General features: G+C 61.3%; 15 protein-coding genes. 11 read left to right on the top strand and 4 right to left on the bottom strand.

What is annotated here, in order from left to right; translation table 11 throughout:
- The first annotated feature begins 128 nt into the window (after positions 1-128).
- A complete protein-coding gene (locus H7688_RS07795; RefSeq protein WP_246329745.1) occupies positions 129-2,711 on the top strand; it encodes a sigma 54-interacting transcriptional regulator in 2,583 nt (860 codons plus the stop codon).
- 100 nt (positions 2,712-2,811) lie between these two features.
- Here the strand turns inward: H7688_RS07795 and H7688_RS22795 are convergent, their stop codons facing one another.
- From H7688_RS22795 to H7688_RS07785, 3 genes are all read right to left on the bottom strand, one after another.
- On the bottom strand, positions 2,812-2,934 hold the full coding sequence (locus H7688_RS22795; RefSeq protein ID WP_281379424.1) for a hypothetical protein: 123 nt from the start codon (positions 2,932-2,934) through the stop codon (positions 2,812-2,814).
- A 172-nt stretch (positions 2,935-3,106) separates the two neighbouring features.
- Positions 3,107-3,325 (bottom strand): hypothetical protein, encoded by a 219-nt coding sequence (locus H7688_RS07790; protein ID WP_183360510.1) that lies wholly within the window; start codon positions 3,323-3,325, stop codon positions 3,107-3,109.
- A gap of 421 nt (positions 3,326-3,746) precedes the next feature.
- Positions 3,747-4,118 (bottom strand): PilZ domain-containing protein, encoded by a 372-nt coding sequence (locus tag H7688_RS07785; RefSeq protein WP_183360509.1) that lies wholly within the window; start codon positions 4,116-4,118, stop codon positions 3,747-3,749.
- A 256-nt stretch (positions 4,119-4,374) separates the two neighbouring features.
- On the opposite strand from H7688_RS07785, the gene H7688_RS07780 reads away from it, so the two are divergent.
- From H7688_RS07780 to H7688_RS07735, 10 genes are all read left to right on the top strand, one after another.
- Positions 4,375-5,325: a ribose-phosphate pyrophosphokinase gene (locus H7688_RS07780; protein ID WP_183360508.1), complete on the top strand. Its 951-nt coding sequence runs from the start codon at positions 4,375-4,377 to the stop codon at positions 5,323-5,325.
- A 70-nt stretch (positions 5,326-5,395) separates the two neighbouring features.
- Positions 5,396-5,983, top strand: coding sequence for a 50S ribosomal protein L25 (locus tag H7688_RS07775; RefSeq protein ID WP_183360507.1), 588 nt, complete (start codon positions 5,396-5,398; stop codon positions 5,981-5,983).
- Between the two features lie 11 nt (positions 5,984-5,994).
- The gene (gene pth / locus H7688_RS07770) at positions 5,995-6,570 is read left to right on the top strand and encodes an aminoacyl-tRNA hydrolase (protein WP_183360506.1); all 576 of its coding nucleotides are present in this window, start codon (positions 5,995-5,997) and stop codon (positions 6,568-6,570) included.
- 176 nt (positions 6,571-6,746) lie between these two features.
- Entirely contained in the window at positions 6,747-7,841 is a 1,095-nt protein-coding gene (gene ychF, locus H7688_RS07765) for a redox-regulated ATPase YchF (protein WP_183360505.1), read from the top strand.
- A gap of 331 nt (positions 7,842-8,172) precedes the next feature.
- Positions 8,173-8,574: a 30S ribosomal protein S6 gene (gene rpsF, locus H7688_RS07760; RefSeq protein ID WP_183360504.1), complete on the top strand. Its 402-nt coding sequence runs from the start codon at positions 8,173-8,175 to the stop codon at positions 8,572-8,574.
- A 3-nt stretch (positions 8,575-8,577) separates the two neighbouring features.
- Positions 8,578-8,859 (top strand): 30S ribosomal protein S18, encoded by a 282-nt coding sequence (gene rpsR, locus H7688_RS07755; RefSeq protein WP_183360503.1) that lies wholly within the window; start codon positions 8,578-8,580, stop codon positions 8,857-8,859.
- A gap of 3 nt (positions 8,860-8,862) precedes the next feature.
- Positions 8,863-9,819, top strand: coding sequence for a YybS family protein (locus H7688_RS07750; protein WP_183360502.1), 957 nt, complete (start codon positions 8,863-8,865; stop codon positions 9,817-9,819).
- Between the two features lie 24 nt (positions 9,820-9,843).
- Complete coding sequence (rplI, locus tag H7688_RS07745) at positions 9,844-10,287, top strand: 50S ribosomal protein L9 (protein ID WP_183360501.1); 444 nt, start codon at positions 9,844-9,846, stop codon at positions 10,285-10,287.
- A 109-nt stretch (positions 10,288-10,396) separates the two neighbouring features.
- Entirely contained in the window at positions 10,397-10,789 is a 393-nt protein-coding gene (locus tag H7688_RS07740) for a hypothetical protein (RefSeq protein ID WP_183360500.1), read from the top strand.
- A gap of 264 nt (positions 10,790-11,053) precedes the next feature.
- Positions 11,054-11,941, top strand: coding sequence for a hypothetical protein (locus H7688_RS07735; RefSeq protein WP_183360499.1), 888 nt, complete (start codon positions 11,054-11,056; stop codon positions 11,939-11,941).
- Positions 11,942-12,152: 211 nt separating this feature from the next.
- On the opposite strand, the gene H7688_RS07730 is transcribed toward H7688_RS07735, so the two are convergent.
- The gene (locus H7688_RS07730; protein ID WP_183360498.1) at positions 12,153-13,685 is read right to left on the bottom strand and encodes a B12-binding domain-containing radical SAM protein; all 1,533 of its coding nucleotides are present in this window, start codon (positions 13,683-13,685) and stop codon (positions 12,153-12,155) included.
- Positions 13,686-13,864: the final 179 nt, after the last annotated feature.

Here is a 13,864-nt window from a genome sequence, read left to right as displayed (position 1 = left end):
CACCTTGGACCTCCCGGACGATATGCGTTACCATCCAAGTGCTTGCCCTGGCGGGTTTCTTCTGCAGGGACGTTTCCGGGATCCGGGAACTCCGCCGTGGCGGCAGGGTTGCTGATAAAGGGAGTTACGTGAACGTGCAGCTTAGTTGCGATCAGATAGCGGGAATCAGGCTTTTCAACGGGTTCGACGCGGAGGAGCTGGCCCGGGTAGCCCGGAGCCTGGAGGTCTGCGAGTTCGGCTCGGGTGTGGTGATGCTCGCCCGCAACCAGCCGGCCCAGGAACTCTTCGTGATCCTGGAAGGGCGGGTAAGGGTCGAGCTCAACCCGGGGGGCGGGCAGGTACTGAACCTTACGGAGCTTGGCCCGGGGAGCGTGATCGGCGAGCGCGCCATCTTGACCGACGAGCGGCGCTCGGCGGACGTGCGGGCCATCTCCGCGGTGCGCGCGGCCCGGCTCACCCGGCCCGATTTCGAGGAGCTCTTGCGCGAGATCCCCAAGCTCTACGCCAACATCAGCCGGATCTTCGCCGGCCAGCTGGGGAGCTGGGCGCACCGCCACCAGCGCGAGGAGAACGAGCACCGCGAGGTGATCACCAACATCATCGGCTGGCAGCTGTTGCCGGAGTTCGGTACCTTCCCCGGCAGCTCGCCCTGGGTGCGCACCCTGAACCAGCGCCTCGAGCGGCTGGGCGCGATCCGCAGTCACGTCTTGATCCAGGGGGAGCCGGGAACCTGGAAAGACCTGGCCGCGCGCCTCATCCACTACCACAGCGAGATCCCCTGCCCGGTGCTCTTTCTAGACTGCGCCGCTCCGCCGCCGCTCCTGGGGCAGGAGAGCGGATCGGCAAGCCCGGTCCCCGAGGCGGGGCACCTGGCGCTCGCCCAGGATGCCGCGCTGTTCGGCACGGTGTCGGAGGAGAACGAACGCAGCCGCCGGGTGCGCCGCGGCATGCTGGAGCTTGCGGCGGGGGGCGACATCATCCTGCGCAACGTGGACTGCCTGGCCCCCGAGGTGCAACAGGCGCTGGTCGAGTACATGGAAACCGGCCAGTTCAGCCGCCGGGGCGAGTCGCGGCTGAGAAGCTCGGAGGTCCGTATCATCGCCACCAGCGGCAAGCCCCTGGAGCCGCTGGTTGAGGTTGGTAAGTTCCTTGCCCCGTTCTACCAGCGCCTAAGCAGCGAGACGCTCAACATGATCCCCTTGCGGGAGCGCAAGAAGGACATCCCCGTGGTGGCGCGCGGTCTTTTGAAGACCCTCAACGCCAAGCACCACAAGAAGGTGCGCCGCTTCTCCCAGGATGCCATGAACCTCCTGGTGGACCACGACTGGCCCTTGAACGGCACCGAACTCTACCAGGTCGTGAGCCGGGCCGTGGTGGTCTGCGACGACGAGGTGATCCTCCCCGAGCACATCTCGCTGCAGGGGCAGCTCTTCGGCGGGGGGCGCTTCAACCTGCTCTCCGTGGCCGGCCTCGAGCAGGTGGCCCGCAAGGGTGAGTACCCGCGCAAGCTGCGCTGGACCACGGTGCCCTTGTTCCTCCTGGTCATCGTCTACCTCTTTCTGGGGCCTCCCCTGGACAACCCGGCGAACCTGGCCGCCTGGACCCTGGGATGGCCGGCGCTCCTTTTCACCGCCTTCTTGCTGGCGCGTGGCTGGTGCAGCTACTGCCCGATGGAGGCAATCGGCGAGTACCTCGGGGTGAAGACCCGGGTGGTGCACGAGCCGAGCCGCTGGCTCAAACGCTGGGGGCCGGCGCTGAGCTTCGCCGGACTGGTGCTCATCCTCCTGCTGGAGCAGGGGACCGGGATGTTCACCCGAGCCTTCGCCACCGGGCTGCTGCTTTCCGCCATGCTGGCGGCGACGGTGCTGGCCGACCTTATCATCGGGCGGCGCGGCTGGTGCAAGTTCCTCTGTCCCTTGGGGCGCATCGTGGGACTGGTGTCGCGCATCTCGATCCTTGAGATGCACAGTAACCACAACGTCTGCCACTCGCGCTGCCGGGTCGACGACTGCATCAAGGAGAAGGGGTGCCCCATGGGGCTGCACCCGTCGGCCCTGGACACCTCAGACCACTGTATCCTCTGCCTGGACTGCGTGCGCAACTGCCCGCACCACTCCATGCAGCTCGACCTGCGTCACCCCGCCTGGGGGATCCGCGCCAAGGCCAAGCGCGGCTTCGCCGAGGCGCTCTTCTCGGTGACGCTCGTCGGCGTGGTGCTGGCGGCCAAACTTACCCCGATCTTCGCCGGGCGCCAGCCGGAGTACTTTCCGCACACCCTGTGGGGCGTCCGTGAGTATCTCTACGCCCTGGCCACCCTGACGGTCGTCGCGGGACTGGCCCTCGTCGCCTCGGCCGGCACCGGGAAAAACCGCTGGCAGCAGGTCTTCACCGGCAGCGGGATCACCTACCTGCCGCTGGCTGCCATCGGGCTCTTCCTGATCTACTTCCGCCCGCTGGTGGAGGGGGGCGCCCGGCTGGTCCCCTTAACCCTCGCCGTAATCGGCCTGGACGGAGTCCTCGACGCCGCGCGCCTTACCCCGGACTTGGGGACCCTGCGGCTTTTCATCTATCCGCTCATCCTGATCGGTTGGCGCATCTCCTGGGTCGAGCTGGGACGCCTGCAGCAGCAGGAAGGGTTGAGTCGCCGGGGCCTTTTCTGCCACCGCCTGCTGGTGACCCTGGTGACGGCGCTCTTTGTGCTGACGCTCTAAAACTTCCCGTCGAACCGGCGCTCAGGCAACAAAAAACCCCTGTCCGATGACAGGGGTTTTGTTTTTCGCGTTTAGCCTATGTTGTCATGCCTGTGCGGCCTTATTTGCGTCCCGAGCCCTTGCACATGCTGCAGGGAACTTCCATTTCCTCGTAACCGGTCTGACGGGATTTGGTCAGGATTTTTCCTTTGCCGTGGCACTTCGGGCAGAGATTGGTGTCCATACTGGTACCTCCGTTGGCAACCTTATTTCTACCCTCTCATTCTAGCAAAGCGGTCGTGAATAATCTATAGAGGTTTCTGAATGTTTGCTCCTGGTCAAGGCGCCTATCGTTTCAGGCGGCACTGGGAGTGTGCCGGGGCGCCTGGCGCATCGGGGGAGATGCGGCAAAACGGTCAGAGAGAGGTGCCGGTCGCTTGTTCCTGGCGGGCTTTTTGGAAGTCGGTCACGTTCCAGGTCTGCTGGCAGACAATGCAGCAGACTTGGCCGGAAGCCTTTCGTATGGCGGCTTGCGAAGAGAGGTGCAGAGAAATGTTTTTTCCCTTGGGGGTGGTGATGAACATGTTGGTCAGTTCACTGTTTCCACAGATCGGGCAAAAATATTTCTTCTTCATAGTTCTACTCCCCCTTGCTGGTAGTGTCAGTAGCGGTGACCCGTGTTTCAGGTTCTGCACTATCGGAGGCTAAATGTAATCTCATATTGCAAAGTTTTCAAGGATTTTAATGTTATAGCCCGATTCTCCCGGTGTGGATGCGCAACGTGTCGATCTGGCGGAGGTTCTTCGGTATGAGGGGCCTGTGCCAGTACACCGTAGCTACTGAGACTGAAAAGTGCGAGAGCTTCTTACATGCAGTGTCAGTTGATTATACAGTATTTCTGGCTGAACAGCCGCTGGTTCTGAAAATAGATTTTCTACTGAGGTAAACGGTGCAACTGCCCGGATATCGGTGGTGCGGTGGGACCTGGAATTGCTAGAGGGTATCGTGGATTTGCCACGGGTCAAGTGGCCGGTGGGGGCGGGGATGGACAGCTGGCTACGGGTGGCCCACCGGCTGCTCGTGCAGGTTCTGCCATTCCTGCTCGAGCCGTTCGGGCTCGCTCGTGATGCGGGTGAGCAGTCGGAACAGCAGTTGCTCGGCGAGTTCTCCGACCTGCACGAATTCGACACCGACCATGGAGAAGAACGAGTGCACCACCCGGACCTCCACGGTCAGGACGGCATCTTCGTTTTCCAGTTCGATGGCGAGGGTGGCGCAGTCATTTTCGGGGATCATGATGCATTCGTTTGAACTGATCAGGGCGCCACGCATGGAGATATTCTCCAGCCGGATCCGGTACCTGACCCCCTGGTGCTGCAGCTCACCAGGTGCTGCAAATTTCACCCGTTGGTATCTTCGGTGCTGCATGGTTGGCCTCCGATTGGTGCGCTAGTAGACCGCACAGTCTCTCATCGTCAGCGCGCCGGAGAAACTGAAGCACTTTTACCGGTGCTCGGGTTCGCCCGCCGGTCGGCTTCAGCCCGCGGCAGCTGCTTTTACGGTTGACTTCACACCCCAACTATTGTATTAAGTAGCGTTTCGAGGGTCCGGCGTCTGCCTCAAGGACAGGCGCCGCGAGGCATTCCCATGCAATTACACGAGAAGAAAAGAGGGCCGGAAGGTAATGGAAAATAAGATCAGAGTGTTCAGTGGCAATTCCAATCCGGTTCTGGCAGAAAAGATCTGCGACTTTCTGCAGGTTCCTCTCGGTAAGGCAAAGGTTAAGACCTTCTCCGATGGCGAGATCATGGTGGAAATCGGCGAGAATGTGCGTGGCCGCGACATCTACGTGGTGCAGGCAACCTGTGCGCCGACCAACAACCACCTGATGGAACTGCTCATCATGATCGACGCGTTGAAGCGCGCTTCGGCAGCCACCATCACCGCCGTCATCCCCTATTACGGCTACGCCCGCCAGGATCGCAAGGCTGCGCCGCGTACCCCGATCACTTCGAAGCTGGTCGCCGACCTGATCACCACCGCCGGCGCCGACCGCGTGGTGACCGTCGATCTGCACGCCGGCCAGATCCAGGGCTTCTTCAACATCCCGGTGGACAACCTCTACGCCGCACCGGTCCTGTTGGCCCACCTGAAAACCCGCTTCGCCGACAGCCTCGAGAACCTGGTCATGGTCACCCCGGATGCCGGCGGTACCGAGCGCGCCCGCGCCTTCGCCAAGCGTCTCGGCTGCTCCCTGGCCGTGATCGACAAGCGCCGCTCCGGCCCGAACGTGGCCGAGGTGATGCACCTCATCGGTGACGTGAAAGGGAAGTCCGCGATCATCCTGGACGACATGATCGACACCGCCGGGACCCTGACCCAGGCTGCCCAGGCCCTCAAGGACCACGGTGCGGCCAACGTGTACGCCTGCGCCACCCACGGCGTGCTCTCCGGTCCGGCCATCGAAAGGATCAACAACTCGGTCATCGAGAAGGTGGTCATCACCGACACCATCCCGCTGGGCGACAAGGCCGCGGCGACCGAGAAGATCCGGGTGCTGTCGGTGGCCGAGCTTCTGGGTGAGGCGATCCGCCGCATCCACGAGGATGAGTCGGTCAGTTCGCTGTTCGTATAACCCATCTATTTAGCGACAAGCTTCATTGACATAGTGAATCGCACCTATCAAAGTTGACATCGGAGGATGTATGAGTAAGCAGGTACTGAACGTTGAACTGAGAGAGCAAACCGGCAAAGGGATCAGCCGCCGCCTGAGGGCTGCCGGCCGCGTTCCGGCCGTTGTCTACGGCAAGGGGATCGAGCCCGTTGCAGTTTCGCTGAACCAGAGGGAGCTTTCCGAAGCCATCGCCGGCGTTGGCGGCCGCAACCACATCCTGACCGTCAATGGCGCAGGCGAGCTGAACGGCGCCAACGTCATCGTCGCCGACCTGCTGGTCGACTCCCTCAAAGGGACCCCGCGTCACGTCGACCTGCACAAGGTCAACCTGGCCGACAAGGTGAAGGTTCACGTTCAGCTGCGTCTCACCGGTACCTCCGCAGGCGTGAAAGCCGGCGGTTTCCTCGATTTCGCCCTGCACGAAGTGGAAGTCGAGTGCCTGCCGGTGCACATCCCCGAGGCCATCAAGGTCGATGTGACCGAGCTGCTCGTCGGCCATACCCTGCACGTATCCGACGTGGTTGCTCCGGTTGGTACCGTCATCCTCAACGACCCGAAGGCGCCGGTGGTCAGCATCCTGGGCCGCAAAGGTGGCGAGGGCGAGGAAGCAGCGGTCTAGTCAGGTAGCTCATGGCGGCAAAACTTATCGTAGGGCTCGGGAACCCCGGGCCACAGTACTCATGGACCCGCCACAACGCGGGTTTCATGGTTTTAGACCGTCTTTCCCGCCAGGCCGGTATCTCCGTCACCAAGAAAGCCTTTTCCGGGCTTTCTGGTGACGGGAACTGGGCGGGGGAGCGCGTGATCCTCCTCAAGCCGCAGACCTTCATGAACCTCTCCGGACGCTCGGTCGCCGAGGCGCTCCGCTTCTACAAGCTCACCCCTGCCGATCTCATTGTCATTCACGATGATCTCGATATCCCGTACGGGAGCGTGCGGCTCAAGCTGGGCGGCGGTCACGGCGGGCACAACGGCCTTAGGTCCATCGACCAGGAGCTGGGGAGCAAGGAGTACCTGCGGGTGCGCATGGGGATCGGTCGGCCGGTGCACGGCGACGTCTCCAACTACGTCCTGTCCAACTTCCACAAGGAGGAGATGGACGGGCTTTTGAACGTGCTGGACGGGGTGATCGACTCCATGGAAATGCTCCTCAAGGAGGGGCTGCCCAAGGCGATGAGCATTCATCATAATAAAAAGCTCAATTGACGATTGACGATTGACAATTGACAATGAAAAGCCAAATGTACTGTCTATGAGGATTGCGACAGTATCTTTGGGGGACGCTACTCTACCTTTTACATAGCTCCGTTGCATTTACCTTTAGCGATTGGAGTTTCACACATTGCCAATTGTCCATTGTCAATTGTCAATTGAGGTCAAACATGGGTTTCAACTGCGGCATCGTCGGTCTGCCCAACGTCGGCAAGTCCACCATCTTCAACGCGCTCACCTCGGCTGGTGCCGAGTCGGCCAACTACCCGTTCTGCACCATCGACCCCAACGTGGGGATCGTCTCGGTGCCGGACCCGCGCATGGATAAACTTGCCGAGATCGTGCATCCGGAGCGCATCCTCCCCACCACCATCGAGTTCCTGGACATCGCGGGGCTGGTGAAGGGTGCCAGCCAGGGCGAGGGGTTGGGCAACAAGTTCCTGGGGCACATCCGCTCGGTGGACGCCATCCTGCACGTGGTGCGCTGCTTCGAGAACGAGAACGTGGTGCACGTAAACGGCAGCGTCTCCCCGGTGCGCGACATCGAGGTGATCCAGACCGAGTTGGCTCTGGCCGACCTCGATACCGTCGAGAAACGGTTGCAGCGTACCGAGAAGCAGGCCAGAAGCGGCGACAAGAAGGCCAAGGAAGATGTTGAGTTCTGCCTCAAGGTGAAGTCGACCCTGGAGAAGGGGCTCTCGCCCCGCGACCTGGCCGAGAACGAGGACGAGCGGCTGATTCTGCGCGACATGCACCTGATGACGGCAAAGCCGGTGCTCTACGTCGCCAACGTGGCCGAAGACGACCTGGACGGCAAGCACCCCTACGTCGAAGAAGTGCGCCAGCTGGCTGCCCGCGAAGGTAACGGCGTGGTCTTCATCTGCGGCTCCATCGAAGCCGAGATCTCCGAACTCGAGGGCGAGGAGAAGCAGGTCTTCCTTGAGGAGATGGGACTCGCCGAGTCCGGGCTCGATCGCCTGATCCGCTCCGGCTACGAGCTTTTGGGTCTCATCACCTACTTCACCGCGGGGGTCAAGGAAGTGCGTGCCTGGACCATCACCAAGGGGACCAAGGCCCCCGGTGCGGCCGGGGTGATCCACTCCGACTTCGAGAAGGGTTTCATCCGTGCCGAGGTGATCGCCTACGAGGACTACATCGCCGCAGGCGGCGAGTCGGGTGCCAAGGAAAAGGGGCTGATGCGCCTGGAAGGTAAGGAATACGTAGTGCAGGACGGCGACGTGATGCACTTCAGGTTCAATGTGTAGAGGCAGGTGGTAGGGGCTAGGGACTGGGGACTGGGGACTGGGGACTGGGGACTGGGGACTGGGGACTGGGGATTCCGATCCTCCCTCGCCCTCCGGGAGAGGGCCGGGGTGAGGGCCGGGGTGAGGGGACCGGCAGCTTTGTCAACGCCAATTCTCCCGCTAACCGCCTGTAACGCCCTTTTGTAGGTCTTTTTCGCCGCTGACTCGGTTTTTTCTTGTCAAGCGACATCATCTGTAGTAAAGAACGTTGTTCCACCAGAACGGCATAGCCTGCCGTATCTCCTTGCTCCGGGCCGGACCCGGGGCTCAATAACCGTGAGGAGGCATTACCATGAGGATGTACGAGACGATCTACATCGTCCAGCCGGACCTCGGTGACGAAGAGCTGAAAGGGCTCTCCACCAAGGTTCAGGACATCATCGCCAGCATGAACGGCGATTTCAAGAGGCTCGAGGACTGGGGCGTCAGGAAACTGGCTTACCCGATCAACAAGAACCCCCGTGGCCGTTACTTCTACCTCCGCTTCGACGGCGACTCCGCACTGATCGCCGAACTGGAGCGCCGTCTGCGTCTGGACGACAAGGTCATCCGTTACCAGAGCGTCAAGCTGGAAACTGAAGTCGTGGCTCCGGCCGCCGCTCCGGTGAAAGCTGCCGAGGAAGGGACCGAGGAAGCCGTAGAGGCGACCGCAGAAGTGACCGAGGCTCCGGCCGAAACTACTACGGAGGGATAAGCAATGGCTGACGAAAGAGCACCCCAGGGCAGGCCGACCAGCGGCCCCCGCAAAAAACGTCCGTTCCAGCGCCGCAAAGTCTGCCGCTTCTGCGCAGACAAGCAGGTGTCCATCGATTACAAAGATCCCCGCACGCTTCGTTACTTCGTTTCCGAGCGCGGCAAGATCATTCCGCGCCGCATCTCGGGTAACTGCTCCAAGCACCAGAGGGAGATTACCGAGGCGATCAAGCGCGCCAGGAACATCGCGCTGCTCCCCATCGCGGGCAGCCACGCAACCGCTTAATCTGTGTCGCTCGCTGGCAACCCTGTGTTGCAGGGGCGGATTCTTGACGTCATCAAGGGGAGCGTCGCTTCGGCGGCGCTCTTTCTTGCGTTTCTGCTGATCCCTGTCATCGGCCTGATCCCCGGCTGCTTCGCTGCCGCCCCCGGGATCTACTATGCGCTGAAGCAGGGGCGCTGGGTCGGTCTCTCGATCGTGATCGCCAGCGCGCTGCTCCTCACCGTGGTTGCCGACCCGGCCTCGACGGTGATCTACCTGCTGCAGGCCGGCATCCTGGCCGTGGCACTCTCCGAGTTCCTGATCCGGATCAAGGGGGGCGCCCGCTCCATCGTCTACGCAGTCGCCATCAACCTGGGCTGCATCGCCATTACCGCCGGGCTGTACGGCTACCTCACCGGTGCCGACCTGCATGCCAAGGTGGTCCGGGGCGTGGAAGCGAGCATCAGCCAGACCGCCAAGATGTACGAGAAGGCGGGGGTGGCGGGGCAGGAACTCAAGGCGCTCAACGAATCGATGCACCAGGCCGGGACGCTGATCGTGACGATCTATCCTGCGCTGGTCACCGTGGCGCTCGGCATGATCGCCATGGCGAACCTGGTGCTGGTCTCAAAGGTGGCGGCACGCAACCGGGTGCCGGTCTACCTGGGAAACTTCAGGAAGTACAAAAATCCGGAGCCGCTTGTCTGGCTTTTGATCGTGGCCGGTTTCGCGATGCTTATCGAGCAGAGCCAGGTCCACCTGGCGTCGCTCAACGTGCTGATCGTTCTCAGCACCCTCTACCTTGTGCAGGGGTGCGCAGTGCTGAGCCACCTGTTCGCCAGCTACAAGGCTCCGGTCTTTATCCGTATGTTCGTCGTCCTGCTCCTGATCTTCCAGCCCCTCATGGCGCTGGCGGTGGCGGTGCTGGGCATTTTCGATCTCTGGGGTGATTTCAGGACCCCAAAAAACCCGCAAAACCTGTAAATCAATCAGGCTAGGAGGCATTTCATGAAGGTTATTCTGCAGGAAAACGTCGAGAATCTGGGCCACATCGGTGACGTCGTCAAGGTTGCTCCGGGCTACGCCAGGAACTACCTGCTCCCCAAAGGGTTCGCCATCGAGGCTACCGAGAAGAACGCCAAGGCTCTGGCTCACGCCAAGAAGCACCTGGAGTACAAGAAAAACCGCGTTCTCGAGGCAGCCAAGGCTGTTGCAACCAAGATCGAAGCTATCACCCTGACCCTTGCCCACCAGTCCGGTGCTGACGACAAGCTGTTCGGTGCCGTCACCAACATGGAACTGGCCGAGCAGCTCAAGGCCCAGGGCGTTGAAATTGACCGTAAGCGCATCGTGCTGGCCGAGCCGATCAAGCAGCTGGGCGAGTACACCGCTGCCGTGAAGCTCCACCCGGAAGTCACCGCCAACCTGAAGGTTGTGGTGACCAAGGCCTAACAGCCGGTTTTCGAGCAGTTAAAAAGGGTCGTCTCCTTTGGGATTCGACCCTTTTTTTGTTACCATTGCCGCACTGCAATCCCGATTCGGGGCAGGCAGCGGAGGAACTATGGACATCAGAAAGTATTCCAAGCAGGAGATCGCGCAGGGGCAGATCGAAACGGCGCTGGAACTGTTTTTCGCCAAAGGCGACCTGTTCTCGGCGATTACCCTGGCCGGCGCTGCGGAAGAGATCCTGGTACAGCTGAACGAGCTCAAGAAGGGGCAGCTGGGACTGGCGGAAAAGGTGGCCTCGCTCTTCGAGATCCTGCGCCCTGCCACCAAAAAGAGGGACGGACTGGAGAAGCCTTCCCGCTTCGAAGCTGAGACGGTCATCCACATGGACGCCCGGCACGAGGCGGTCTTCCTGCTGGGCCGAGCCATAGAGGAGTACGTGACCCTCACCGGGGAGCCTACCCCACTCATGCTGAGGTTCTTGAGCGAGGTGGCGGTACGCGGCTAGGGTCCGCCGGGGTCTGGTGTGACGCTGTGTACCACGGTGCCGTCCCGGAAACCTCACTGAAACAGTGACACGACAAAGAGAGCGGCGTTTGCCATTAAGGGCAGGCGGCGCTCTTTTTGTTTCGGGAGGAGACTGACCTGGTTCAGGGAAACGGGAGCGCTGTAACTTGCAGAGCAGGCACTGCACGGTATATTGTACAGGCACATTAGAATACATAAAACTATTAAGTCTCACCGGGCAGGAATCGGGGCAGAGGGGGATGTTATGAACAAGAAACTCGGCGTACTTTTCATCCATGGCATGGGAGACACCCAGGACGATTATGCACACGACGCGATCCACCATCTGCGCGAGCGGCTTTCCGGCCGGGGCTACGACCGGGACGATGTCGCCTGGGAGGTGGTGTTCTGGGCACCGGTACTCTCGCCGCGGGAAAATCAGCTCTGGGTCGACCTGTCGGCCCGCAACGACCTGAACTGGACCAAGCTGCGCAAGTTCTTCATCAACGGCTTCGGGAACACGACCGCCTACCAGCAGGGACAGTGCAGTCGCAACAACGTGTATGCCAGGATCCACACCCTGGTGCACCAGGCGCTCCTTGCGCTCAAGAGCAAGCTGGGGGGGGAGGACAGGCCGCTGGTGGTACTGGCCCATTCGCTCGGTTCGGTGTTCATCTCCGACTACATCTGGGACCGTCAGCATGGCAAGGACCCCGAGCGTTTCGGCGGCTCCCCCTTCGAGCGGATGGAGACACTCGCGGGGCTGGTCACCTTGGGAAGCAGCATCCCGCTCTTCACCCTGGCCCACGACCCTGTCGCCTGCATCGACTTTCCGCCGGCGGGACTTCCCCAGAACCTGCGCAAAAGGGCCAAGTGGCTCAACTTCTACGATGCCGACGACGTCCTCGCCTGGCCGCTCAAGCCGCTCAGCATGATCTACTCGGAAACGGTATCCGAGGACATCGAGGTGAGTGCCGGAAACCTGCTCACCGCCTGGAACCCGGCAAACCATGGGTCGTACTGGACCGACGAGGAGGTGATAAAACCCTCCGCGCACCTGATCGCCTCGCTCCTCGAGGAGTGCCAGGTCGCCCAGGTGGCACGCCAGTCCCAGGCCGGCGGTGAGGAGCAGCTGGCCGGCCGGATCGGCTGAACCCGGAGTAGCTCGAACGAACACGGAAAAGGCGCCTTTCGGGGCGCCTTTTTATACGAAAAGGAAAAGCCGGATCAAGCTGCGCTGAGCGCTCCTGATCCGGCTTTTTTCTTCAGAACGGTCTGTTATCAGCAGGGCAACCCTGTCGTGGCAGATACCAGCCTCGACCGAAAAAAATGGTCAATCGTCCATCGTCAATTGTCCATTGCCTCTAGTGTTCCCTGCACTTTTTCCCCGCCATCTTCCCCATCTCCTTCATCTTGGCGAGCATCGGGTGGTCGTCGGAGCCGTCGAAGCTGAAATGGGTCGGCATCCCGGAACCGGCGAAGTCGAACTTGTTGCCGTGGTCCTTCATCATCAGCATGAAGGCCGACAGCATGTACCTGCGCTTGAACCCTTCATCGAGGTCGATGATCTCCTGCATCTTGTTGCCGTAGAAGCGCATGTAGCAGGTCCCGAGTGCCTGGGTGATCTCGTCCATGGTCATCTCGTAAGGCTCGACGATCGGGGTCACCAGGTTGTACTGGGAGTAGTCCCAGACCCGGATGCGGTCCTTCATCTCGGCGTGGATCGGGGTGAAGGGCATCGGGGTCACCACCGGGAACACGGCGATGTCCGGGTTCAGGTACTTGGCGGAGGCGATGGTGTTCTCGATGGAGTCCCAGGTCTCGTTGGGGAAGCCGATCATGAAGGAGGCCTCGGTGATGATGCCTGCCTCGCGGCAGAGATCGAGCGCCTGCTTGTTCTGCTCGAAGCTGGTCCCCTTGTTCAGGCTGTTCAGGGTGTCCTTGTCGGCGCTCTCGGCACCGATGTAGATGTGGATGATCCCGGCCTCGCGGTACTTGTGCAGGATGTCCTCGTCGCGGATGATGTCCTCGACGCGGGTCTCGATCAGGAGGTGCACGCCCAGGTTCGCCTCGATCACCAGGTCGAGGAACTTCTCCCAGCGGGCGCGGTGCTTGGTCGGGTAGGCGTCGATCAGGGTGAAGAACTTGACGCCGTAGGTATCGATCAGCATCTTCATCTCTTCGACGACGGGCTCCGGCTTGCGGCAGCGCCAGTCCTCGTTCCAGAACATGCGCTGGCTGCAGAAGGCACACTGCATGTCGCAGCCGCGCGAGGTGAGGATGGAGGCCATGGTGCCGCAGGGTTCCACCTGGTACTGGTAATCCTTCCAGTCCAGAAGGTGCCAGGCCGGCTTCAGCTCGTCCAGGTTCTCGATGTGGGGCTGCTTGGGGTTCACCTTGACCTCGCCCTCCTGCTTGAAGGCGATCCCCTTGGTCTGCTTCATGGCGGCCGTCCCCTCGGGAAGAGCGGTGAGGAGTTGCTGGAGGGTGCGCTCCATCTCCCCGACCAGGATGTAGTCGACGTTGCTCTCGGCCGGTTCGAAGATCTCCCGGTACATGAAGGTCGGGTGCGGCCCGCCCAAAAGGGTCGTGATGGCGGGGTTGATCTCCTTGGCGATGTCGAGGATCTTCAGGGAGTCGGGGATGGTCGCGGTGCTGATGGCACCGGTCACCGGCAGGTAGTCGAGCGTCATCACGAAGTCCGGCTGGTAACGCACGATCTCTTCCCGGATGTCATCGAACGACTTGTTCTTGTTCATGGCATCGTAGATCCGTGCCTCATGCCCCGTCTCCAGGGCCACGCCGGCGAGGTAGGCCATGTGCAGCGGCGGCCAGTTGCCGACGACCTGGACCCCCCAGCAGTGATAGGGTGCCGTGACAAAAAGTATCTTGCTCATTCGTGGTTCTCCCCTGGAAGTGGTGTACCGCACCGTGAGGCAGCTGCCGAAACCGGTGCCGGCGTGAGTCGACGACTCACCTCGCCCCGCTGCAAAACCCGCCTTTTCAATGAAAATGCAAAAGGCTTGGTTCCAATGAGCGGGTGCGGGAGAAAGGATAGCGCAGAAGCTCGAGGTGC

The sequence above is a fragment of the Geomonas limicola genome (assembly GCF_014193675.1).
GTDB lineage: Bacteria > Desulfobacterota > Desulfuromonadia > Geobacterales > Geobacteraceae > Geomonas > Geomonas limicola.
This window is presented reverse-complemented; position numbering and strand designations above follow the sequence as displayed.

Coding starts and splice junctions, on each gene's coding strand:
- H7688_RS22795 (WP_281379424.1), bottom strand. CDS start 2,934: ATGGACACCAATCTCTGCCCGAAGTGCCACGGCAAAGGAAAAATCCTG.
- H7688_RS07790 (WP_183360510.1), bottom strand. CDS start 3,325: ATGAAGAAGAAATATTTTTGCCCGATCTGTGGAAACAGTGAACTGACC.
- H7688_RS07785 (WP_183360509.1), bottom strand. CDS start 4,118: ATGCAGCACCGAAGATACCAACGGGTGAAATTTGCAGCACCTGGTGAG.
- H7688_RS07780 (WP_183360508.1), top strand. CDS start 4,375: ATGGAAAATAAGATCAGAGTGTTCAGTGGCAATTCCAATCCGGTTCTG.
- H7688_RS07775 (WP_183360507.1), top strand. CDS start 5,396: ATGAGTAAGCAGGTACTGAACGTTGAACTGAGAGAGCAAACCGGCAAA.
- pth (WP_183360506.1), top strand. CDS start 5,995: ATGGCGGCAAAACTTATCGTAGGGCTCGGGAACCCCGGGCCACAGTAC.
- ychF (WP_183360505.1), top strand. CDS start 6,747: ATGGGTTTCAACTGCGGCATCGTCGGTCTGCCCAACGTCGGCAAGTCC.
- rpsF (WP_183360504.1), top strand. CDS start 8,173: ATGAGGATGTACGAGACGATCTACATCGTCCAGCCGGACCTCGGTGAC.
- rpsR (WP_183360503.1), top strand. CDS start 8,578: ATGGCTGACGAAAGAGCACCCCAGGGCAGGCCGACCAGCGGCCCCCGC.
- rplI (WP_183360501.1), top strand. CDS start 9,844: ATGAAGGTTATTCTGCAGGAAAACGTCGAGAATCTGGGCCACATCGGT.
- H7688_RS07740 (WP_183360500.1), top strand. CDS start 10,397: ATGGACATCAGAAAGTATTCCAAGCAGGAGATCGCGCAGGGGCAGATC.
- H7688_RS07735 (WP_183360499.1), top strand. CDS start 11,054: ATGAACAAGAAACTCGGCGTACTTTTCATCCATGGCATGGGAGACACC.
- H7688_RS07730 (WP_183360498.1), bottom strand. CDS start 13,685: ATGAGCAAGATACTTTTTGTCACGGCACCCTATCACTGCTGGGGGGTC.